This window comes from Dyadobacter sp. CY345 (genome assembly GCF_021502725.1).
In the GTDB taxonomy this organism is placed as follows: Bacteria; Bacteroidota; Bacteroidia; order Cytophagales; family Spirosomataceae; genus Dyadobacter.
Genome location: NZ_JAKFFS010000004.1, coordinates 723,205 through 746,462, shown reverse-complemented (window position 1 = coordinate 746,462; position 23,258 = coordinate 723,205). Strand labels below are relative to the sequence as shown.

Sequence of the window (23,258 nt, the reverse complement as noted above, 5' to 3'; positions counted from 1 at the left end):
ATGGCGTATTAAAATCGTAACGATTAACTTTCATTTCGTTTAAAGTGATCAATATTGAATTTAAATATTATTTGCCATAACATGGAAAATTTGCTGAATATCGGTGCCGAGGCATTAAGAAAAGCTGCTCTGAATGAAGAAGCCAAGGATTTTTTATTAAACAATGATGTCCTTTTCAAGATTCTAAAAAAAGCTGCAAACCGCTATATTGGTGGTGAAACACTGGAAGAAACGGTCTGGAAAGTAATTACCGAAAATATCAACGGGTTCAAATGTTCCATAGAATTTATGGGCGAAAATGTAAAGACTGAACCTGAAGCTTCCGAAGCAACCACAGAATTCGTGAATATCTGTCAGTCAATTATTTCCCAAAATTTAAACTCAACTATATCCCTTGATCTTTCTCATATTGGACTAGGCATTTCCAGAGATTTAGGATTACAGAATTTGCTAACCGTATGTGAGGCTGCGTCGGGTGGAAATATTGAGGTCATCATCAGTGCAGAAGGAACGGAACAGACAGATCACATTCTTGAAACTTACATGCAGGCTTCAAAAAAGTATAATAACCTGGCTGTTACGTTGCAAGCCTATCTATACAGAACGCAAGACGATTTCGAGGACATAATAAAAGAAAAAGGAAGAATTCGGATCGTGAAAGGTGCTTTTGAAACAGCCGCAGGCCTTTCAATTCCGAGAGGAGAAATGTTGGACGAAATTTACCTGGGATACATAGACAAACTAATGTCTGCAAACCATAAATGCTCCGTCGCCACGCATGACGATAAAATTCAGCAGGAAGTTAAAAAACTTATTGGTCTGCATAATCCTGAGAAAAATAGTTACGAATTCGAAAGCCTTTATGGAATTCAGACTTCGCAATTAACAGCATTAAAAAATGAAGGTTATCCAACTAAAATGTATTTTGTTTATGGCCGGGAATGGTATCTGTACTTATGCAACCGCATCGCGGAATATCCCCTGAATTTATTTCAGGCCGTTGCAGATATAGTTGCAAAAAACTGACTTTAAACAAAACCAGATCCGGTTTAATATAAAAAAGGCTGTCTCAGATAACTCCGAGACAGCCTCTATTTTTTCATGAAAGCCGATTCTTAATTTTTAATCGGAGGAATAGAATCTGTGGGTTTCTTTGTGCTGTCAGCCGGCGTTTGCGGGATCACCGCTGCCGGCACTTTTTGCGTTGTATCAGCCGGCATTGTCCTTTGCGGCATCTTTGTACTATCAGCTGGTGTCTGCGGAATTGTTGCACCCGGCATAACCTGCGAACTATCCATTTTTTGCTGCATACTGTCAGCCTTTTGAGGAATATTCATTCCTGGCTGCATACGTGAAGCACTATCTGGCCTGGTTTGAGGTGCGTTAGATCCAGGCTGTCCCTGTGGCCTGTTACCCATTCCTGCCGGACGTCCTCCTGCCCCCGGAGTTATTGCTGGTGTTACGGCTGGTGCAGCTTGCTGCATTTGTCCGCCACCGTCATTACCGCCGCCATCACTTTTCTGGTCATCATTATTAACCGATTTTCTTCTGCGTGCTTTTGTTTCAACAAAAGTCATTTTTCCAAGGCGATATGAGAAGTTAATACGGAAGCCGCGGTTATAGCGATAAATTGTACTTACCTGGTTAAAGGTTGACGAAGAAAGGTCTGTTCTCATTTTAAGCGCATCGCTCAGGAAATTTTCCATTGCTAAACCTACACTACCTCTTTTATTTTTGAAATCTTTTTTGATACCAAGATCATACATTCTAAAACCGCCGGCAGAACCTTGCAACTGAACTTCTTTACCTCTGGCAAATCCACCACCCTGGATTCCCCAGCCACCTTTCAGCGTAACGCCTGTTCTGAAACGACCGCTTACCACATATCCGCTATTGCTAGACTGCAAGGCTGCATCAGGACTATTATTTTTCAGATTAACATAATAGACATCCATTCCTCCGCCTACCTGCCAGATTTTGAAAAGTGTAAGGTTTCCGAAGATATTGGCACCGTAATTCTGCTTGTCTCCAATATTTCCATACGTCGTCGTAATCACCCCAGCTTCGTTTGTTGTACGAATATTTTCTATCGAATTGTTCGTAAAACGAGCGAAAGTTGAAACATTGACATACAAGCTGTTTTTGAAGAAACTTGTTCCTAATTCAATATTATCTGTTAATTCCGGATCCAGGTTTGGATTACCCACAGTAATATTTTGCGGGTTTGCAGCATTGACGTTTGGGTTTAAAAATTGAATCCCTGGACGTTGCAGACGGCGGTTATAACCTAGCTTAACCGTTTGTCCTTTTCCAAAAGTTTTGGAAAGATTTAAACTTGGAACCAGGTTCCCGTAGGCTGGCAAGTTCAGGTCAACTTCACCTTGTTGCGCATTAATGGCCGTATACTCATAACGGGCTCCCCCTTTAAATGTAAACTTGCTTTTTGTAGTCAAGGTATAAGAAACATATCCGGCCGCTACATTTTGATCATAATCAAGGCTGCTTGACGGACTTGGCGTATTTACTTCGTCGTAATAATCAAAACGGCTTATTACCTGACGGAAAATTCCTTTTCCTCCAACCTCTAACAATTGGTTGTTTTTAATCGGCGTCTGATAATCAAGCTGAATTGTACTTTCCTGGTTAGAGCTTTTATTATTATTCCCCGATTGTCCCAGGAATTCTGCCACGCCACTTTTGTAAGTATAAAGATCGGCGTCAAAATCATTTGTCCTGTTATTGCGGCTATACTGCCCAAGTATACTTAATTCTTGCTGTGGCTTGCTAAGTGTTTTAATATAATCAACGTTGACATCCCATGTTCCTGACAAGTCTTTCACATCAACGTCACGGTATGAAGAAGTGGTGACGCCGTTGCGGGTGTTATTCGTATTGATTGTCTGCGGCGTAATACTATTTCTCAAACCGTAACGGATACCGGCAGAAATGGTACTGTTTGGATCAATTTCATAATCCGTACCAAAGTTATAAGATCCGAAAGCACCATTATTCTTCGAAGTCGTTGTCTGCTCGATTGAGAAATTATCTCCTGTTTGTAAATTTTCTGTTCTTCCTGGCTGGTTATAGTTGAAACGGCCAAAACCACCAAGACTGAAACCAAGTTTACCTGTACGGTAATTTCCTCTCAAACCTAAATTAGAACCACGGTTACCAACACCTGTATCAAGATTTAAAGTACCACCCTGAATCGTGCTCTTTTTGGTAATAATGTTAATAATACCACCAGAACCTTCTGCATCATATTTTGCAGAGGGAGATGTGATCACCTCGACAGATTTAATCATATCTGCCGGAATTTGTTTTAACGCATCCGCAACGCTGGTAGCTACCATTGTTGAAGGTTTGTTATTGATAAGAACCCGGACATTCGAATTACCTCGTAAAGAAACATTTCCGTCCAAATCCACGGTAAGCATCGGCACTTTACGCATTACATCACTCGCATCGCCACCTTTACTTGTTATATCTTTTTCAGCATTGAAAACCAGGCGATCCACCTTTTCTTCGATCAGCTGTGCCATTCCGACAACCTGTACCTCATTTAACTGCACAACATCAGGTGAAAGAATTATTGATCCAAGATCAAGTTCAGTCTTTTTGTCAATCTTGATTCCTTTGATTGTTTTTGTTTTATAACCAATAAAAGAAATAAGGATTTTGAAATTTCCGGAAGCAACTTTTGTCATATCAAAAGCTCCTTTTTCATCCGTTGTAGTGCCGTCTACCGGATTATTCGTTTTTTCGTCGACAAGAGCCAGCGCAGCAAATTCAACAGGCTTCTTACTAAGAGAATCTACCAAAATACCTTTTATCCTACCATTTCCTTTCGGCGCATCGTCAATTGTTCCCGGAATAACCGCCTTCTGGCGATCACCGCCGCGCTGGAAGTCACCACCGCCTGGACGGCCGCCGCCGCCACCTCCGCCACCAAATTGCGCAAATGCTGTGCTTGTCAGTCCGAGGATTAGTCCTAATAATGTAAATCGTTTTATCATGTTCATGATGAATTGGGCAATATATCGTGTATAAATCAAGTTCAAAATAAGTATCAAATCATCAGTTAAAAAAAGGCAATAGATAAAGAGCAGGGTTCTACCGATCAATCGGCATTTCTAACCGACGAGATCGAAGTGAAAATTATGAAATGGCAAATTTCGTTTTGCTAATCACATGTTTTTCAGAAGGATTACAGGAACTGTTACCTTACTGATCTTTTCAGGCTTTTATGAAAATTCGCTCATAGACGCTCTTTGCCGATCTGTCGATTTTTAACTTGGTTTGATCGAATCAGCTAGGCACTTACAAAATTTCCCTGTATGATTGTATCGTGATTAAAAGGTTTAAGAGCTTCGACAAAAAAATATTTGCATGAATAACCCCACCGTACGAAAATATCCTCCGCTGTTCTTGCATCTCTTAGGATGGAGTTTTCTCGCATTATTTTTAATGTGGCAGCCTCTTAGCTGGCAAATCCAATTCCCTGCCTCATTCTGGGTTAAGCAGGCCGTATTATTTACGATGCTGATTGCTGTTTTTTACCTAAACTTTTATTTCTGGTTTCCTCAGTATCTGGCGAAAAACAGATATTGGCAGTTTATTTTATTTAACGTTTTATCAGTAATTGTTCTCGCTGTTTTGATGGAGCAAGTAAAAATTGCTATTAATCACGGTGAGCAAATGGATAGGGCTTTCAAAATGGCGAGGGAAGCAAACGGAGATAAGAAACATCAGGACCGTCTGGATTATTTTGCCTTGCTCACTGCGCTTATCATTATTGGTATCAGTACCAGCGTTGCGGCTGTACAAAATGCGGAACGTGATAAACAGTACAGAAGAAATCTTGAACAAGAAAAAATCAATTCGGAGTTATCGTTTTTAAAAGCACAGATCAATCCCCATTTCTTTTTCAATACCCTCAATAATATATATGCACTAACAATTATTGATGTAGAAATGGCAAGGGAGGCGCTGCACAAACTTTCGAGGATGATGCGTTATGTGCTTTATGAGACGCAACACGGTACTGTTTTGCTGAGCCAGGAAATTGCTTTTGCCCAGGACTATATCCAATTGATGCAGCTGAGACTAACAGATAAGGTATCTGTAACGCTTGATCCGCCTGTTCCGTTACACGATGTTTCCATCGCTCCCATGCTTTTTTTACCTTTTATAGAAAATGCATTCAAACACGGTGTGAGCGCGGTTCAGCCTAGTAATATTGATATCAAGATCTGGCAGAAAGGGGAAAAAGTTTTTATAGATGTGAAAAACACGTTGTTCACTGAAAAACGAACTGTGCTTGATGAAAGCAACGGCATTGGCCTGACCAACACACAACGAAGGCTTGATTTGCTATATCCCGGAAAATACCAGCTTGATGTGAATGAAAACGCCGAAGAAAAAGAATTTGAAGTACATTTGGAATTACAAACTGCATGAACGTATTACAATGCATAGCCGTTGACGATGAGCCCCTTGCGCTCGGACTGGTCTGTGCTTTTATTGATAAAACTCCTTTCCTAAATCTTGCCGGTAGGTATTCCAGTGCCGTTGAAGCGCTGGAAGCCATCCATCAGCAGCAGGTTGATCTTATTTTTCTAGACATCCAAATGCCGGATTTGACTGGCATTGAACTCGCGAGAATTATTGAAAAATCAGGAAATCAAGGGCCGAGAATAATTTTCACAACGGCTTTTAATCAGTTTGCGCTGGACGGATTCCGGGTTGATGCGCTGGATTATTTATTAAAACCTTTTAATTACGAAGAGTTCTTAAAGGCTGCTTCCAAAGGAAAAGCGTATGTAGAACTGGTTCAGCGTGCCGCAAATGTCGCAGCGCCATCGGAGATGAAGGAAGATTATTTGTTCCTGAAAGTAGAATATCAGCTTGTGAGGATAGCTTACGACGACATCCTTTATATTGAAGGACTAAAGGATTATGTTAAAGTAATTCTAAAATCGGATACCAAGCCGGTACTTTCTTTAACAAGTCTTAAAGCGCTGGAAGAGAAATTACCTTCAACCAAATTTATGCGTGTTCATCGTTCGTTTATTGTCAATCTGGATAAAATCGGAGCTGTAACAAAAAATACGATTCAGATTGGAACGGTGACCATTCCGGTGAGTGATCAGTATAAGGAGAATTTTAGCCAGTTTTTGAGTAAGTGGATGTGAGTTTATTAAAGATTGGATTTTTCTACAAGCTAATTGTCCCTTCGGGACATCCTGTTTATAGAAAACGCAACTGCAAAATTGAACGTAACTCCATCGGAGTTTCCTGGAAATTTAACTAAAAATTATCCTGCAAATTCCAGGAGGCTCCGAAGGAGCGAGGATATCTTTGGAACAAATACTTTCTATAAATAGGAGGCTCCAAAGGAGCCAGGAAAACTTTGGGATAAATTACTTCCTATATCATGGCCACTCCCTCAGAAAAAAAAATAATGGTTAGATTAATACAAAAACAGCCAGGTATTAAGGACACTTGTCTCAATACCTGACCGCTCTTCCAATCGCTAAAACTCTAAGCGCTAATAGCTAACAGCTTTAACTCATCCCTTCAACTCTTCTTTCAAATAAAACCCGGTATAACTTCCTTTCACTTTCGAAACCTTCTCAGGCGTACCTTCTCCAATTATTTTTCCACCCAAAGCACCACCTTCCGGGCCCAGGTCGATTACATAATCAGAAACTTTTACCACGTCAAGATTATGTTCGATAATCAAAACAGTATTTCCTTTTTCAACCAATTTGTCAAGCACTACAAGAAGATGTTTGATATCCTGAAAATGTAAACCTGTTGTTGGTTCATCCAGAATGTAAAGCGTCTTTCCTGTATCACGTTTTGATAACTCCTCAGATAATTTCACACGTTGCGCTTCTCCGCCGGAAAGCGTTGTTGCATGTTGACCAAGTGTGATATAACCCAAACCAACATCAAAAAGTGTTTGCACTTTTCTTAAAATACGCGGCTGATTTTCGAAAAATTCCAGTGCGGTTTCCACCGTCATATCCAGAATATCAGCAACCGATTTTCCTTTAAAACGAACTTCTAATGTCTCACGATTGAATCGTTTTCCTTTGCAGGTTTCGCAGTTAACATGCACATCCGGAAGAAAATCCATTTCAATTCTCTTCATTCCCGCACCTTCACAATCTTCACATCTTCCGCCTTTGACATTAAATGAAAAACGGCCAGGCTTGTATCCCCGGATTTTCGCTTCCGGCAATTCTGCAAAAAGCGTACGGATATCAGTAAATAAATTCGTGTAAGTAGCCGGATTAGAACGTGGTGTCCTGCCAATCGGCGACTGATCTACTTCAATTACCTTATCAATATGTTCCAGCCCTTCAATACTTTTATGAGGAAGCGGTTCTCTTCTAGATTTATAAAAATGATGATTTAGTAAAGGAAAAAGTGTCTCGTGGATCAGGGAAGACTTTCCGCTGCCACTCACGCCTGTTACGGAAATCATAGTCCCCAAAGGAAAAGCCAAGGTCACATTTTTAAGATTATGGCCCGTGCATCCTCTCAATGAAAGATAATTCCCGTTTCCTTTCCTCCTGACTTTTGGAATTTCTATTTTCTGGCGACCACTTAAAAAATCTGCCGTCGAAGATCCATTTTTTAAAAATTCTTCGGGAGTGCCTGCTCCAACCACATTTCCTCCATGACGGCCAGCGCCGGGACCAATATCGACGATATAGTCAGAAGCAAGCATCATATCCTTGTCATGCTCCACAACCAAAACGGTGTTTCCAAGATCGCGAAGGCTTTTTAAGGAATTAATCAGTCTTACATTATCGCGTTGGTGGAGACCGATACTTGGCTCATCCATAATATACAAAACGCCCGTAAGCTGTGTCCCAATTTGTGTCGCCAGACGGATACGCTGCGCCTCACCACCAGACAGTGTACGAAGTGCACGGTTTAAAGTCAGATAATCCAGACCAACATCAAGCAGAAATCCCACGCGTTTCCGGATTTCTTTCAACACTTCGTGACCGATCACCCGCTGCCTTTCTTCCAAGCGATCTTCGAGATCAACCAACCAGTTCGACAATTCCCGCACGTCGCGGTTTGAAAGATCTGCTATATCTTTCCCATCAATTTTAAAATGTAAGGATTCTTTGCGCAAACGTTTTCCATGACATTCCGGACAAACATTTGTCGTCATAAAATCTTTCAGCCAATCCTGGATTTTGTCATTTCCAGTCTCCTGCTGACGTTTTAGAAAATTGACGATACCATCAAACTTGGTATCCCATTCTGTTCCGGGATATTTTTTGGAAGGAACTGCAACCGGCTCTTCACTTCCATACAATACCATTTTGATTGCCTCCTCAGGAAATTTTTCGAGCGGTGTGTTCAGATTTACTTTAAAAGGTTTTAACAAAACCTCCATTTGTTTGAAAATCCATGCGTCCCGGTATTCACCCATTGGAGCAATTCCACCTTTGCTAATAGATAAGGAGCGATCCGGAATAATTGAATCTTCAGTAATTTCTTCCACCATTCCCAAACCCTGACAAGTTGGACACCAGCCATAAGGAGAATTGAACGAAAAATTATTTGGCGAAGGATCATCATAACTGATACCTGATTCCGGATCCATCAGATTTTGGGAGAAATAATAGGTTTCTCCTTTTTCATCTAAAACCATCAAAGCACCTTTTCCCTGTTTAATCGCCGTCGCAACGGATTGGCTCAAACGATAACGGGATTGCGGATCTTCGGATTCTGCCTTGGGAACTACGCGGTCGACAACAATTTCAATATCGTGGACCTTATAACGATCCAGTTGCATTTTAGGTAAAATGTCCTGAACCTCGCCATCCACGCGCACCTTGGTATAACCCAGCCGCGCGATCTGAACAAAAAGCTCACGATAATGTCCCTTTCTACCTTTTACAGCAGGCGCCAGAAGAATTGTTTTTTGACCTAAAAACTGCGTCATTAGCTGGTTAACAATCTGATCCTGCGATTGCTTGACCATTCTTCTTCCTGTCACATACGAATAAGCCTCTCCTGCCCTTGCGTATAATAACCTTAGGAAGTCATAAATTTCAGTTACCGTACCAACCGTTGAACGCGGATTTCGAGAGGTCGTTTTTTGTTCAATACTGATAACAGGAGATAATCCACTGATTTTATCAACATCCGGACGCTCCATTTCTCCAATAAAACCACGCGCGTAAGCAGAGAAACTTTCCATGTAACGGCGTTGTCCCTCCGCATAAATGGTATCAAACGCCAAAGAAGACTTCCCGCTCCCGCTTATGCCGGTCACGACAACAAGTTTATTGCGTGGAATACTAACATCAATATTTTTCAAATTATGCTCACGAGCTCCCTGTACTTCGATCAGATCCTGCTCAGCGAGTTCAATTTCATTCAAATGTTCCAAAATGATCCTATTGATTTATAATCGTTGAAGGCACTATATAGAATAACCACAAATGTACGGGTTGAGTTGCAAAAATCTTGTGTGATTTACCTTAACAGGTGCATTCAATGTTGGCGCCCCAAACAAATTCCCTTTTACCAAACAAGAACACATAAAGACCAGGCTATAACCATATAACCGATTTTGCAACCATTAGTATATTTATATTTTTTCTTTACAAAAGCATGAAATATTAAAATAATTCTGAACTAATGTTTAGCTTTGATACTAAATTGATATTAAGTAATATTTTTTTAACATCTCAACCCTTTCATTTCTATGACGCAAAATTTACGATTTGTAATGTTTGCTGCTGCCCTATTGCTTACGGCAATATTTTGTGGTACCGCAAATGCCCAGGACAAAACAATCACCGGAGGCGTGACTTCCTCCGCAGATGGCAACGCAATTCCCGGTGTCAGTGTGACCTTAAAAGGGTCTACAACCGGGACCGTCACAGACAGCGACGGTAAGTATTCTATCAATGTAAAAGCCGAAAGTGTTACGCTTGTTTTTTCTTCAATCGGATTTATCAAACAGGAAATTATCGTCCCTAATGCTCAATCAGTAGTTAATCTTCTTCTTGTTGATGATGTTAAAGCATTGACTGAGGTCGTTGTTACAGGTTACGCTTCCCAGCGCAAACAGGACATAACCGGGGCGGTCACAGTAATAAGCCCAAAGGAACTTACTGCACTTCCTGCGGCCAGTGTAACACAGATGCTTCAAGGTCGAGCCGCAGGTGTCACCGTTGGAAATGACAACTCTCCGGGAGGCGGAACTATGGTACGTATAAGGGGGTTCGGATCAATTAACAACAATAGTCCTTTGTATGTTATCGACGGAGTTCCGACCCAGGGAACGCTTAACCAGCTCAACCCGAACGATATTGAATCCATGCAAGTACTTAAAGATGCGTCTGCCGCTTCTATTTACGGTGCTCGTGCTGCCAATGGTGTGGTGATCATTACAACCAAGAAAGGTAAACCCGGAGCTCCAAGCATCACATTTGACTTTTATACCGGAACACAGCGCCCTGGTAAAATGCTTGATTTGCTGAACACCAGGGAATTGGGAGAATATCTGTATCAATCCGATCTTGGTGCAGGTAAAAATCCTTCGGTTACTTCCCCTTCGGTTCAATACAAGTTTGATGAAAACGGCAACCAGACTATCGCCGACTACATTTACCCTAACGTATTTGGAGAGCTTCCTGCCAACTACACCTATACCAATGACATTGCAGATCCGAACCTGGGAAAAACAGCTTTCAACATTACCAAGGCCAATAAGGAAGGTACGGACTGGCAAGATGCTATTTTTGATCCGGCTCCAATCTCTAATTATCAACTCGGAGCAAGCGGAGGTTCAAATACTGCGAAATATGCTATTTCCGCGAATTATTTTAAACAGAATGGTATTTTGAAGTACACCAATTACAAAAGATATTCCATCAGGGCCAATACCGAATTCAAAAAAGGAAAAGTAACTGTGGGAGAAAACCTTACTTTTTCTTACGATGAACGCCAGGGTATTACAAATAATGATGAGAGTAACCCGATTATGTTCGCCATCCGTGTTCATCCTATTATTCCGGTCTTTGACATTACCAATGGCCCACAGGCACTGGGAGGAAACAATACATCTCCATTCAACGGATTCGCCGGCAGCCGGGGAAGTAACCTCGGAAATGCGCCTAATCCCTTGGCGCGTTTATACCGCGAAAAAGACAACATCACAAAAGGAACCCACGTATTCGGAAATGCTTATGCGCAGATTGATATCTTACCGGGGTTGACCGGGCGCAGCAGTTTCGGTCTTGAATACAATCAGTCGAACCGTTCTGAGTATTTTCACAGAGATATTGAGGCAGCTGAAGCAAGAAATGCTAACAGCTTGAATGTAATCAATAACCTGGACCGCTCATTTACCTGGTTCAACACATTGAATTATGCCAAAATATTTGGGTCCCATAATCTGAATGTTTTAATAGGAACAGAGGCGGTTAAAACTTACGCTGCAGGTTTTCAGGCTAGTAGAAGTGGTTTTGCATTTGATGATGTCGACTACCGTTATCTGGATGCAGGTGCGGCAGCCGGATTAGCCAACGCGGGTGCCGGCGCAACAAGAAGCGCGCTCTTCTCTCAGTTCGGTAAAATCAACTATGGCTATAAAGATCTCTTTCTGGCAGATTTCACACTACGCCGTGATGGGTCTTCACGTTTCTCTGAGGCATTTCGTTATGGTATCTTCCCTGCATTTTCCGTCGGGATGCGTATGACAGAGCTGGATTTTATGAAACCAACCCGAAAAGTACTGGACGATCTGAAATTACGTTTTGGATGGGGCAAAACGGGCAACCAGCTAATACCGAATGTTTACAATGCATATACACTCTATGCCGCTGATCCACAGAACAATGGCTATGACATCAATGGTACAGGCTCATCCATTGTCGGAGGATTTGACCTTGTACAATTCGGTAATGCCAATGGTAAATGGGAAACAAATACTTCCACAAATATCGGTATAGATGCCGTTTTGTTTAAGAGTAAGCTTGAAGTTGTGCTGGATTTATACAGCCGTAAAACAACAGATATGTTGACTCAGATCGCTATTCCTCGGACTGCCGGTACTGGAACGATCCCTTATACAAATATTGGAGAGGTCACAAACAAAGGTTTCGACATCGGTCTTAATTTCAGGGATAGAAAGAATGACTTCTATTATGCCTTAGGAGTTAACTTTGGACATTATAAAAACAATGTTGTTAAGTTAAATAATGATCCCAATTCAACTATTTTTGGATTTGCAACCCGCCTTCCTGCGATGTCAGCTACCAGGGCGGGCTATCCAATTGCGAGCTATTACGGCTATTTTGTTGATGGCGTTATTAAAGACCAGACCGAAGCGGATGCTGCTCCTAAATTCGGTTCGTATACACGAGAAGGCGTTTTCAAATTCAGAGATGTCAATGGCGACGGTATCATTACTGCTGCTGACAGAACCATCATAGGCAGTCCACACCCGGATTTCAACTATGGTGTTAATCTGAATGTTGGCTACAAGGCGTTTGACCTAACCGTATTTGGACAAGGAGTATATGGCAATGAAATCTTTAACTATACAAGATATTGGACGGATTTCAACGTTTTCCAGGGTAACAGATCAAAGGACATGCTCTATAATTCCTGGAAAAAGTCTGGCGACGATGCCAAATTACCAAGGTTAAACTCAGGAGATGCTACAAGCCAGCAAGTTTCATCTTACTTTTTGGAAGACGGATCTTATTTCCGCATCAAAAACATCCAGTTGACCTATACACTTCCCTCATTTTTTCTGAAAAAGATAAAAATCGCATCTGCACAGATTTATTTGCAAGGGCAAAATCTATTCACGTTTACCAAGTATACCGGACTCGATCCTGATATCAACCTCAGAAGATCGGGTAATGATAACGAGGACAAGCATTTAGGTGTGGACGAAGGTGCCTATCCTGTGGCTAAATCCTATCTCGTAGGTGTGCGTTTCGGTTTCTAATATTTTGACATTAACAAAAATTTCATATACTAAAATGAAAAAAATAGCTTTAATAATTTTCATGACCGCGATCAGCTTCGCTTGCTCCGACAGCTTTTTTGATCTAAAACCGCAAGGCCGCGCTTCGGTTGAACAGTTAAGTAATAAAAATGGTGTCAATGCATTGTTGATCGGAGCCTATTCGCTTGTGGATGGCGTTGGATCAGGTAATACTGGCCGCCAGTCGACAGTTTCAAATTATGTTTTTGGTGGAATTGCAAGCGATGATGCAGTAAAAGGTACCGACGCAGGCGACCAGCCAGAGCAGTCGTTTATCGAGCAATACAATTGGCTGTCTGACAACACTTACTTTTTAGGAAAATGGTGGCATCAATATGACGGTGTTGCAAGGTGTAATGAAGTCATCCAGATCGCGAACAGTGAATTGGTGAAGGACATGACTGACGCAGAAATATTACAAGTAACTGCTGAGGCGCGTTTTCTCAGAGGATTCTTTCATTTTGAAGCGAAGAAAATGTGGAATAAAGTTCCTTACATTGACGACAAGGCCTATGTATCGTCAGATCCAAATTCGACTAAAATACCTAATACAGAGGATATTTGGGCTAAAATTGAGGAGGACTTTGATTTCGCAGCCAAAAATTTGCCTGCAACGCAGTCTCAAAAAGGAAGAGCTACACAATGGGCTGCAAAATCTTTCCTTGCAAAAACTTATTTGTTTCAGAAAAAATGGGCACCGGCAAAGGCACTACTTGACGATGTAGTTACAAATTCAGGAAAGAAACTTGTGCCTAACTATCATGACAATTACAGAACTGCTGGAAATAATAATAGTGAATCTATTTTCGAAGTGCAGTTTTCAGTAAATGACGGCACGAACGGTAACAATGGTAATGCAGGCGATAACCTTAACTGGCCATATTCAGCAGGTGCCCCCGGACGTGGTTGCTGCGGATTTTACCAGGCATCACATAACCTCGTGAACGCATTCAAAACCGAGAATGGATTGCCCTTAATTGGCGATGCAGCGGACGGCACACTTGATACCTATAATAAAGTAGACCTACCGAACGATCAGGGAATAGCGGCATCTGCGGCATTTACATTGGACAAAACCATCCCTGTTGATCCTCGTCTTGACTGGACAGTAGGCCGTCGTGGTGTGAATTTCCTGGATTGGGGACCTATGCCAGGTGCTTCCTGGATTCGGGATCAAACTTATGCAGGACCATTCACCGGTAAAAAGTGGATGTACTACCTTGGCGAAGAAAACAGTACAACACATTCGACCAGCAAACGAAATGTTAACAACAATTTCAGGATGATCAAACTTTCTCACGTATTGCTCTGGTTGGCAGAATGTGAAATTGAGCTTGGAAATCTGGCCGTTGCAGAAGGTTATGTAAACCAGATCCGTAACCGGGCAAAAACAGGATCCGTACAAGATGCGTCCGTTACATACAAAGTGGAACCTTATCCGGTAGGAACTTTTGCAAGTAAAGGTGCAGACTTTGCCCGAAATGCAACACGTATGGAACAGCGCCTTGAGTTTGCAATGGAAGGCCACCGTTTCTTTGATCTGGTGCGCTGGGGCATTGCTGTAAAAGTTTTAAATAAATATGCAGCAGAAGAGGCAGTAGCCGGTAAAGAGCCGTCAGGAAGAACATTTAGCAAAAGAGGATATATGGCAGGAAAAACATTTACTGACAAAAACCTTTATTTTCCGCTACCTCAGGATGAAATTCTGAACAGCCAATTGGACGGAAAGCCAACATTAACGCAGAATCCCGGATACTAACCGAAGAATTTATAACTACCTAAACTGAATCCAAGAGCCGGCCTTCGGGCCGGTTTTTGTCTTTGTTACCAATAAAATTATATTTGTAAAATATTACAAATGAATCAGACATGGTATTAAAAAACGAAAGCGACTACGAAAAAGCTTCTGAAAGAATCGAAGAAATTTACGGAGCAAAACCGGGAACACCGGAAAAGAAAGAGCTTGAAGAATTGCTTAAAGCTGTGAAAGCTTATGAAGATGATTTTGTAAAAATGTTGAGAGAAAATGATCTTTAACTTGACTGGAATTGAAAATAAGGTGCCTTATTACAAGTTTTCTAAAAGTTTATCTAGCTCGTTGGCTTTAAGATCGGATTTATTTTGTTTATCATAAATTGTCAGCAAAACCACTTCTTGTTTTTCGGTGATGACATAAGTTATAATTCTGGCTCCACCACTTTTACCTTTCCCCTTGCTTTTAATAGCAAGTCTTATCTTGTAGCAATTTCTGCCAAGTGGTGTGCCAAGTGTAGGATTGCTTTCCAAATAATCAATCAATGCTTCAAAATCAGCGCTAAACGATCGATACTTTTTCGATATTGGCTTGACGTCTTTTAGAAAAGCCGTCGAAAGTTTTACTTCAAAGTTCATTCAGAAATTCTCTCGCAGATTGAAGTGTAACTTTACCTTCTTTATAAAGCTTTACCTCTTCAAGGCCTTCTTTAATCTTAGCAACCAACTGTTTTTTCGTTATATTTTCATCCTCATTTACCAAGATTGTAGCAAGCTCCCTACGCTGTTTTTCTGGAAGTTGCTTTGCCAGATCTTTAAGCTGATTAAAAGTTAACTGAATGTCGGTATTCAGACTGAGTGTGGTTTTCATGGTATTATATTTCAAATTCTTAACAACCATATCTTAATACAGCGAAGTTACGAAACTATTAGGTAATTTGACAATATTAAGCTAATCGAGCAAATACAGAGAAAAAATTATAATAATTTTATAGAAAGCCCCTCCACCTTTTCGCAGCGCGTTATAAATCGCTCGGTCAATGTAGTCCTTACTTCCACCACCATTTTGCACTCCATTTCAAACGTCTGCGCTCTGACAGGCAATTCCATTTCTTTTACAATCCGCATAACGTCGTTCATTTGAACATAGGAAAATTGAACATCATATAAATTGAACAAATGTTTTGCCACGATCTGCGCGTTTTCCAAGGCAGCTTCCGTTGCAGATCGGTATGCGTTGATCAATCCCGGAATCCCAAGAAGTGTCCCTCCAAAATAACGGACAACTACAACAAGAATATTGGTAATCTCTTTCGAATAAAGTGTATTTAAAATTGGCCGACCCGAAGATCCCGAAGGCTCTCCGTCATCACTTAGCCGATAGGTCATTCGATCAAGACCGAGCCGGTATGCATATACATGGTGATTTGCTTTCGGATGCAATTCCCGTAGTTCAAGCAAATGAGTTTTGGCTTCGTTCTCGGAAGAAACTGGAAAAATAAACGAGATAAATTTGCTCCCTTTATCTTTGAAAAACCCTTCTGCCGGTTCCGCTATGGTGCAATAAGTATCGTCAAATAACACGGCTGGATCTTTTTTTGTACCTGAATAAAAGAATCGAATAAAGCAGGGCAGCAACAGCAAATCCTGCCATCCATAAGAATACCAATGGCAGATTCTCTGCTTTGTTTGCAAACAAAGCTGCGGAAAGAAATGCGCCCAGCCCGATACCCGCTTCGAGGCAGATATACATGGTAGCGATTGCTCGCCCCCTATTATGATCGCTGCTTAAATCAACCGTCCAGGCCGATAGTACCGGCGACAAAATTCCCATAGATACGCCAAAAAAAGCAGCGCCGGTTAAAAACATGAAAACAGTTTCTGCGTAACCGGTAATAATCATGGATAAAATTAAAACGACGATACCAGCTATGGTAACCGGCAACCTACCCTTTCGGTCGGAAAGTTTTCCGGCCACAAAACGAATTAAAATGGAAAACAGAGTAAAAACCATGAAATACATTCCTTTGTTACCAAGTCCCAGAATCTCACTAAAATCCGGCGTAAGTGTCGCAACCGCTCCAAAACCGAAATAGGCTAGAAAAGTTACGAATGCCGGACTGAAAACATCGGGCTCAAAAATATCCCGCCAGGTAAGCTTGAAAGCCTTTACAGATAATTTCTCCTTTTCAACCAACGTTTCTTTCATGTTGAAAAGAATAACAATTGAAAGAAGCGCGAAAAAAGATGAGGTATAAAAAAGTGCATTCATCGAAAAAGCCTGGCTGATCATACTTCCGATTGCCGGTCCGAAAGCTGAACCAACGCCCATGCACATGCCATGAATCCCCATCGCTTCTCCTCTGCGATTTGCCGGAATAATGTCTGCAATGTAAGCAGCCGTTCCCGTCGGTTTGAAACCTGTTGAAAATCCGTGAACCAGTCTTAAAAGCAAAAAAGGCATGACTGTCGTAAAAATCGGATATAGAAATCCGCATATAAAACATACCAGAGATCCAAAGGCCATAACCGGAACGCGGCCGACCCGGTCAGTCAACCTTCCACTAAATGGTCGGGATATACCCGCCGTTAATGTGAACAAACCAATGATAAAACCTTTGTATTCCGCGCCTCCCATGTCCGAGAGATAACCCGGAAGCTCAGGAATAAGCATATTGAAACTAGAAGAGAATAAAAAGGAACTCGTACCTAACAACCAAAACTGCAGTGTAAATATTCCTGGAGAAGCCGTATTTTGCATCCCACAAAATTACAACTATCTTGGACAAAAGTTAAGAATACTTGAAAGTGGTTAGCGTCCGGTCAAAATAAACAGCTGATTGTTCAGTAGTAATATATTAGAAATTCTGCTGTATTGGTCACTCCTGATTTAATAAGACGCTCAACTTTTTAATTTCAATGCGTTATGGTAAGAATATTTTACAAAGAAGGCCGGTTGATAAAACGCGAAAATGACATTCGCGAATTAGGTAAAGTTGATAGTCTTGTCTGGGTTGATCTTCAATCACCTTCGGCCGAGGAAGAAGAATGGGTTGAGAATAAATGCGAGATTAGTTTTCAGACACCTCAGGAAATCGTTGAAATTGAAAGCAGTTCACGTTTTTTCGAACAGAATGAAACGATTAATGCCAACTCAAACTTCTTGAGTATCGACCGTGATGGCTACAAAACGTATCCTGTTTCCTTTATCCTCCACAAAAATATTCTGTTTACATACCGTCGCGGAGATTCTAAAACATTCGCAGACACTGTCAAGAAAATGAAGGTTAGCCCGGATACTTTCCAGACCGGCGTTGATTTTATGCTTATGCTTTTGGAAACCAGAATCGAAGCTGATGCAGATTCCTTAGAAGCAATTTCCAGGGATATTTCAGTAATAAGTAAGGATCTGGCGCACGAGCAAAAAGCAAGGCAGGAGGTTTTGATACGGATAAGTGCGTTGCAGGAAACAACGATGATGCTTCGTGAGACCAGTATTGATAAGCAGCGCGTACTGTCAGGAATTCTGCGCAGTCAGTATTTTCCGGAAGACAGAAAAGAACATTTACGGATTATACTGAAAGATATTAATTCACTTTTGGAATATACCACCTTCAATTTTGAGCGGTTGGAATATTTACAGAATACATTTATGGGTTTGATCAATCTTGAACAAAGCCAGGTAATCAAGATTTTCACGGTTGTGACGATCATTTTTATGCCGCCAACGCTTATTGCCGGAATTTTCGGGATGAATTACACGCACATACCGTCAACCGAAGAGCCATGGGGATTTTATGTTTCTTTGCTACTGATGGTGCTTTCCTCGCTGGTGGTGCTGTGGTTTTTCAGACGAAAACGATGGATTTAAAATAAACATTCTTTTCCCTATTAAGTCGAATTTCTGCATGGATAACGCTCCGATTATAGAATACACATTTGCCAAAACAGACCAGCATATCGACCAGATCCTGGCTCTGCAACAACTTAACCTGAAAACCAACATTGCGGAATCAACCAAACAGGATCAGGGATTTTTGACGGTTTGCCACACGGCAGAACAATTAAAACTGATGCGGGATACAACGCCTCAGGTTATTGCTACGGTAAACGGAGACGTCGTTGCTTTTGCATTGGCCATGCTGCCGTCACTCGGAAAACTTATTCCCGACCTTCAACCTATGTTTGAAATTATTGACAACATTACATGGAATAGCCGGGTTGTCAGCGAATATAATTATTACGTGATGGGACAAATCTGTGTGAGCGAGCAGTTTCGCGGTCAGGGGATTTTTGACAAATTATATCAGACACACAAAAACCTATATCAGGAGCACTTTGAACTTCTTATAACAGAAATTTCAACTTCAAATAGTCGATCTCAACGGGCCCATGAAAGGGTCGGCTTTGAGACGATTCACAGACATCAGGATCACGTTGATATCTGGAATGTAGTTGCATGGAAATTTTAAGCGAACAAACATCTCTTATTAATTATAAAATTATTAAGTAAAAAATTTACTTGAATTAAATCAGTATTAATTAGCACTTTCCTGCTAATCTTTCAACTTTATATTACGTATAGACATTAATTTTTTAATTTTGTGAGAATCAACGCTTTCATCTGCCTGATACTTGAAAATTTACAATCCAAATTAAAAATAACAATATAGTTTCAGCTCAGGTAAATTTCAGATTTTAATTACTCTTCCAACCCTTTCTCTTAAAGCAGTGTCTTGTTGATATTGGCATAGAACTTGCAACAGATTCATAGGAAATCTGGTAAGGAATATAGTAAGTGCTGTAATTCTTAACAGTTGAGGAATCAAAGGTTTATGTACAAAGGACTATGAGTGCATTTAGTTTGGCTTCTAAATTTCGTGGAGCTTTATTAATTACGATGCAATGATTCTTATTGAAATGGCGTTTCAATCCCGACGTGAGAATCTCTGCCATAGGCTGTTTTAGTAAAAAACCGTACTGAGAAATTGAAAAGACAGTTTCAACCGTATAGGTTATTAAAAATCCGTTTAACTAAATAACCGATTGAATGAAAAGCATCTCAGTAATCATTCCAAATTATAATGGAAAACACTTATTTGAAAAATATTTCAACCATAATTTTCAGGTGCTTACTTCCATTGATACAGAGGTAGAGATTATCGTAATCGATGATGCCTCGACGGATGGATCTGTGGAATATTTGCAACAACATTATGGGGATAGCATCACACTTCTAAAAAAAGAAACAAATTCGGGATTCTCTGAAACTTGTAATTTGGGTATTAAACAGGCAAATATGGATTTAATATTTTTGCTTAATACCGATGTTACATTGGAACCGGGATACCTTGAAAAGCTATATAAATTTTTCGAGAAGGAAGATACGTTTGGGGTGATGGGCCGCATTATCGGAATGGATGATGACCTGATAAGAGAGGCTGCGAGAGAGCCTCGTATTATGGGCAGAAAGATCAAATCTTCGGATCTTTTCCATCTTCAAAACATGGATGCTTTCACACCAACATTTTATTTGTCGGGAGCCAATGCATTGATGGATACGAAGAAATTGAAAACAATCAATGGTTTCAATGAAATGTTCAATCCGTATTATGGTGAGGATCAGGAACTTTCAATCCGTGCGTGGAGAATGGGTTGGAAATGTTACTACGAACACAATGCTGTTTGCCGCCACGAAGTTATGGCCAGTACCAAAAACCACAACCATAAACGTGCGATAAAAAGAATACATTTCCGCAATCGCTATTATGTACATTATCTTCACCTTCAGGGCTCAGATCTTGCGCTGTGGCATTTGCAGATTTTGCTTTGCGACGTAATGATGGGCGCATTTACCTGCCAGTTTTATAAGATTGAAGCTTATCGTGATTTTCTTAGCAACAGAAAAGGTTTACGAATTAAGAAAAGCGCATTCAATCGTCAAATGAAGAGAAATCATTCCAACATCGGTATTCTGGATGTTATTGATAACATTAAAATGATGATCAAATACCAGCATGTAATCAAACTTTAAAAGTTTACGTCAGTAAAGTTCTATACACATCGAGATATTGAATAGCTGCTGTTTCCCACGAAAATGATCTGCCTCTTGTTTTGATTTCTTCAAAAGGCAGATTTTTTTTGTAGTCAGCAAGACTATTTTCCAGGATATTCCGCATATGTTCAGGATCAAAATTATCAAAATAGTAAGCACAATCTCCCCCGATTTCCGGCAGGGATGTGCATCTGGATAACAAAACCGGTTTTCCATAATACATCGCTTCAATAACCGGCAATCCAAAACCTTCCGCAGTTGAAGGAAATAAAAATGCAAGACAGTTACTTAACAGCCACTTTTTGTCATTTTCCGTTATTGCACCTGTAAAAACAACGCGTTCCGCCACTCCTGCCCTTTCAGCTTCTTCAATAATTAATTGTTTATAGGCCTTACTTTGTTCAATGCCTGCAATAATCAGCAAAAGATCATTGCCTTTTAAAAGTGGAGGCAAAACATGAAAATTCTTCTTTTCGGCAATCGTCCCGATGGTAAACAAAAACGGCTTGTCGTAAACAACCTCAGGATTTTCAATCGGAATGCTGTCATCGACATTACAGCCATTGTAAATTACAGACGTCGCTTTGCCTTCCAGCGACAAATATTTTTCAAGATCATTTAGCACATAATGTGATATTGCAACAACGTGGTTTGCCTTATTAATTTTCCTTTGAAGTTGCTTTAAGAGCTTGTCAGTTCTTTCTTTATTCTGATTTGAATCATAAAGGAAGTTCAAATCGTGAACGGTAAGGACAACCGGGATATTTTTTCGGTATGGAAAGTAGTTGGAATTTTGATAAGTGCAATGCCATAACTTCACGTTTCCCGTATTGGGAAACAAATATTTATGCATCGAATTGTGCGTTGAAAACTTGTTGCCCGCGCCGAAAACATCTTTTTCAGTCTTCGGCAAATAAAATCCAATTTCATCTTCCGGATCAACCTGGTTTTTCAACGCCTTACCCAATTGCAGACAAAAATGGTATAAACCAGTATTTGGATACCGCATCCGCTCACAATCAACAATAATTTTTTTTGACATTAACCTTAGATGAATAGAATGGATTTCTGAACCAAATAGCCTCAAAATACCCGACGGCTATCTGACTGATATTCTTTCTTAATTTTTAAAAGTAGTTCATTTAGAATGAAAATATCGAAAAATGCCCGGTCACATCGTTTTTATTTTATCAAAATTGACAAATCGAAATAAAAATATCGCTTCCGAAATCTCAAAAAAATAACCAGCGCATTTGATCGAAATCTCCTTGAAATTCCGCGTCAAACGATGTAGATTTGTTTTTAGCAGCAATTACCCTCAGGAATTCCCACAGTGCTGCAACCTTAATCTGATCTTTTAAAACAACATAAATAAATATGTCACAAGAAATTATAAAGCAGGAACCCCTGTTGATTGAAGATCCTTTGCGTTTTGTTTTATTTCCAATCAAACACATGGATATATGGGAAATGTATAAGCGTCATGAGGCTTCTTTCTGGACGGCCGAAGAAATAGACCTTTCTCAGGACCAAAAAGACTGGGACAACCTGAATGATGGTGAGCGCCATTTTATTTCTCATATCCTTGCTTTTTTTGCAGCTTCGGATGGTATTGTCAATGAAAATCTGGCTGTAAATTTTTTGAGTGAGGTTCAGTATGCCGAAGCAAAATGTTTCTACGGTTTTCAAATTGCCATGGAAAATATTCATTCAGAAACGTACTCTCTTCTGATTGACACTTATATCAAGGATCCGGCAGAAAAAGATCATTTGTTAAGAGCGATCGATACCGTTCCATGTGTACAGAAAAAAGCAGAATGGGCGTTAAAATGGATTAACAGTCCGGTTTTTGCGGAAAGAATTATTGCTTTTGCGGCGGTTGAAGGAATTTTCTTCTCTGGTTCATTTTGCTCTATTTTCTGGTTAAAAAAACGTGGGTTAATGCCCGGATTGTCATTTTCTAATGAATTGATTTCCCGCGATGAAGGGCTGCATTGCGAGTTTGCATGTCTACTTTATACGCAGCATATCGTCAATCAATTGCCGCAGGAGCGTGTCATTGAGATCATGATGGATGCCGTGAAAATAGAGCAGGAATTTGTGACAGACGCGCTTCCGGTATCGTTAATTGGTATGAATGCCGATCTGATGAATCAATATATCGAGTATATCGCAGACTTCTGGCTTGAACGTCTGGGTTGTCCAAAGCAGTTTGGATCAACCAATCCATTCGATTTTATGGAGTTAATATCACTTCCCGGAAAAACTAATTTCTTTGAAAAACGTGTTGGTGATTATCAAAAAGCCGGCGTAATGAGCGGATTACAGGATAAAGATTCAGGACATAAAATATCTTTCGATTCCGATTTCTGATATTTTTTAAACTTAAAAAGCCTTATTATTTGA

Annotated in this window: 17 protein-coding genes; 10 read left to right on the top strand and 7 right to left on the bottom strand. The window is 40.5% G+C overall.

Annotated features, from left to right (window positions below; all coding sequences use genetic code 11):
* Positions 1-81 precede the first annotated feature (81 nt).
* Entirely contained in the window at positions 82-1,026 is a 945-nt protein-coding gene (locus L0657_RS20535) for a proline dehydrogenase family protein (protein ID WP_235152632.1), read from the top strand.
* Between the two features lie 89 nt (positions 1,027-1,115).
* Here L0657_RS20535 and L0657_RS20530 read toward each other — a convergent pair whose 3' ends face one another.
* Positions 1,116-4,022, bottom strand: coding sequence for a TonB-dependent receptor domain-containing protein (locus L0657_RS20530; protein WP_235152631.1), 2,907 nt, complete (start codon positions 4,020-4,022; stop codon positions 1,116-1,118).
* 367 nt (positions 4,023-4,389) lie between these two features.
* Between L0657_RS20530 and L0657_RS20525 the strand changes: the two genes are divergently transcribed.
* Both L0657_RS20525 and L0657_RS20520 read left to right on the top strand, forming a co-directional pair.
* Positions 4,390-5,460, top strand: a complete 1,071-nt coding sequence (locus tag L0657_RS20525; RefSeq protein ID WP_235152630.1) for a sensor histidine kinase — start codon at positions 4,390-4,392, stop codon at positions 5,458-5,460.
* Positions 5,457-6,194, top strand: a complete 738-nt coding sequence (locus tag L0657_RS20520) for a LytTR family DNA-binding domain-containing protein (protein WP_235152629.1) — start codon at positions 5,457-5,459, stop codon at positions 6,192-6,194. Before L0657_RS20525 ends, L0657_RS20520 begins: the two co-directional genes overlap by 4 nt.
* 377 nt (positions 6,195-6,571) lie before the next feature.
* Here the strand turns inward: L0657_RS20520 and uvrA are convergent, their stop codons facing one another.
* The gene (gene uvrA, locus L0657_RS20515) at positions 6,572-9,427 is read right to left on the bottom strand and encodes an excinuclease ABC subunit UvrA (RefSeq protein WP_235152628.1); all 2,856 of its coding nucleotides are present in this window, start codon (positions 9,425-9,427) and stop codon (positions 6,572-6,574) included.
* A gap of 318 nt (positions 9,428-9,745) precedes the next feature.
* Between uvrA and L0657_RS20510 the strand changes: the two genes are divergently transcribed.
* From L0657_RS20510 to L0657_RS20500, 3 genes are all read left to right on the top strand, one after another.
* On the top strand, positions 9,746-13,006 hold the full coding sequence (locus L0657_RS20510) for a TonB-dependent receptor (protein WP_235152627.1): 3,261 nt from the start codon (positions 9,746-9,748) through the stop codon (positions 13,004-13,006).
* Positions 13,007-13,040: 34 nt separating this feature from the next.
* The gene (locus tag L0657_RS20505) at positions 13,041-14,804 is read left to right on the top strand and encodes a RagB/SusD family nutrient uptake outer membrane protein (protein WP_235152626.1); all 1,764 of its coding nucleotides are present in this window, start codon (positions 13,041-13,043) and stop codon (positions 14,802-14,804) included.
* A gap of 110 nt (positions 14,805-14,914) precedes the next feature.
* Positions 14,915-15,082, top strand: a complete 168-nt coding sequence (locus tag L0657_RS20500) for a hypothetical protein (RefSeq protein ID WP_235152625.1) — start codon at positions 14,915-14,917, stop codon at positions 15,080-15,082.
* Positions 15,083-15,112: 30 nt separating this feature from the next.
* On the opposite strand, the gene L0657_RS20495 is transcribed toward L0657_RS20500, so the two are convergent.
* From L0657_RS20495 to L0657_RS20480, 4 genes are all read right to left on the bottom strand, one after another.
* Positions 15,113-15,436 (bottom strand): type II toxin-antitoxin system RelE/ParE family toxin, encoded by a 324-nt coding sequence (locus L0657_RS20495; RefSeq protein ID WP_235152624.1) that lies wholly within the window; start codon positions 15,434-15,436, stop codon positions 15,113-15,115.
* Complete coding sequence (locus L0657_RS20490) at positions 15,426-15,668, bottom strand: hypothetical protein (RefSeq protein WP_235152623.1); 243 nt, start codon at positions 15,666-15,668, stop codon at positions 15,426-15,428. The genes L0657_RS20495 and L0657_RS20490 overlap by 11 nt, the downstream gene beginning before the upstream one ends.
* 107 nt (positions 15,669-15,775) lie before the next feature.
* Complete coding sequence (locus L0657_RS20485; protein ID WP_235152622.1) at positions 15,776-16,381, bottom strand: YigZ family protein; 606 nt, start codon at positions 16,379-16,381, stop codon at positions 15,776-15,778.
* Positions 16,371-17,558 (bottom strand): MFS transporter, encoded by a 1,188-nt coding sequence (locus L0657_RS20480; RefSeq protein ID WP_255717990.1) that lies wholly within the window; start codon positions 17,556-17,558, stop codon positions 16,371-16,373. Before L0657_RS20480 ends, L0657_RS20485 begins: the two co-directional genes overlap by 11 nt.
* Before the next feature lie 165 nt (positions 17,559-17,723).
* Between L0657_RS20480 and corA the strand changes: the two genes are divergently transcribed.
* The 3 genes from corA to L0657_RS20465 all read left to right on the top strand — a co-directional run bounded on the left by corA (position 17,724) and on the right by L0657_RS20465 (position 20,831).
* Entirely contained in the window at positions 17,724-18,668 is a 945-nt protein-coding gene (gene corA, locus L0657_RS20475) for a magnesium/cobalt transporter CorA (protein ID WP_235152620.1), read from the top strand.
* A 37-nt stretch (positions 18,669-18,705) separates the two neighbouring features.
* On the top strand, positions 18,706-19,269 hold the full coding sequence (locus L0657_RS20470; RefSeq protein WP_235152619.1) for a GNAT family N-acetyltransferase: 564 nt from the start codon (positions 18,706-18,708) through the stop codon (positions 19,267-19,269).
* Positions 19,270-19,847: 578 nt separating this feature from the next.
* A complete protein-coding gene (locus tag L0657_RS20465) occupies positions 19,848-20,831 on the top strand; it encodes a glycosyltransferase family 2 protein (protein WP_235152618.1) in 984 nt (327 codons plus the stop codon).
* Positions 20,832-20,835: 4 nt separating this feature from the next.
* Here L0657_RS20465 and L0657_RS20460 read toward each other — a convergent pair whose 3' ends face one another.
* Positions 20,836-21,894 carry a glycosyltransferase family 1 protein gene (locus tag L0657_RS20460; protein ID WP_235152617.1) on the bottom strand — a complete coding sequence of 353 codons (1,059 nt, stop codon included), beginning with the start codon at positions 21,892-21,894 and terminating at the stop codon, positions 20,836-20,838.
* Positions 21,895-22,229: 335 nt separating this feature from the next.
* Here L0657_RS20460 and L0657_RS20455 point away from each other — a divergent pair, with 335 nt between their 5' ends.
* The gene (locus L0657_RS20455) at positions 22,230-23,225 is read left to right on the top strand and encodes a ribonucleoside-diphosphate reductase small subunit (protein ID WP_235152616.1); all 996 of its coding nucleotides are present in this window, start codon (positions 22,230-22,232) and stop codon (positions 23,223-23,225) included.
* Positions 23,226-23,258: the final 33 nt, after the last annotated feature.

Excerpts from the sequence above, each read along its gene's own strand:
- L0657_RS20535 (WP_235152632.1), top strand. The coding sequence starts at position 82 with ATGGAAAATTTGCTGAATATCGGTGCCGAGGCATTAAGAAAAGCTGCT.
- L0657_RS20530 (WP_235152631.1), bottom strand. The coding sequence starts at position 4,022 with ATGAACATGATAAAACGATTTACATTATTAGGACTAATCCTCGGACTG.
- L0657_RS20525 (WP_235152630.1), top strand. The coding sequence starts at position 4,390 with ATGAATAACCCCACCGTACGAAAATATCCTCCGCTGTTCTTGCATCTC.
- L0657_RS20520 (WP_235152629.1), top strand. The coding sequence starts at position 5,457 with ATGAACGTATTACAATGCATAGCCGTTGACGATGAGCCCCTTGCGCTC.
- L0657_RS20510 (WP_235152627.1), top strand. The coding sequence starts at position 9,746 with ATGACGCAAAATTTACGATTTGTAATGTTTGCTGCTGCCCTATTGCTT.
- L0657_RS20505 (WP_235152626.1), top strand. The coding sequence starts at position 13,041 with ATGAAAAAAATAGCTTTAATAATTTTCATGACCGCGATCAGCTTCGCT.
- L0657_RS20500 (WP_235152625.1), top strand. The coding sequence starts at position 14,915 with ATGGTATTAAAAAACGAAAGCGACTACGAAAAAGCTTCTGAAAGAATC.
- L0657_RS20495 (WP_235152624.1), bottom strand. The coding sequence starts at position 15,436 with ATGAACTTTGAAGTAAAACTTTCGACGGCTTTTCTAAAAGACGTCAAG.
- L0657_RS20490 (WP_235152623.1), bottom strand. The coding sequence starts at position 15,668 with ATGAAAACCACACTCAGTCTGAATACCGACATTCAGTTAACTTTTAAT.
- L0657_RS20480 (WP_255717990.1), bottom strand. The coding sequence starts at position 17,558 with ATGCAAAATACGGCTTCTCCAGGAATATTTACACTGCAGTTTTGGTTG.
- corA (WP_235152620.1), top strand. The coding sequence starts at position 17,724 with ATGGTAAGAATATTTTACAAAGAAGGCCGGTTGATAAAACGCGAAAAT.
- L0657_RS20470 (WP_235152619.1), top strand. The coding sequence starts at position 18,706 with ATGGATAACGCTCCGATTATAGAATACACATTTGCCAAAACAGACCAG.
- L0657_RS20465 (WP_235152618.1), top strand. The coding sequence starts at position 19,848 with ATGAAAAGCATCTCAGTAATCATTCCAAATTATAATGGAAAACACTTA.
- L0657_RS20460 (WP_235152617.1), bottom strand. The coding sequence starts at position 21,894 with ATGTCAAAAAAAATTATTGTTGATTGTGAGCGGATGCGGTATCCAAAT.
- L0657_RS20455 (WP_235152616.1), top strand. The coding sequence starts at position 22,230 with ATGTCACAAGAAATTATAAAGCAGGAACCCCTGTTGATTGAAGATCCT.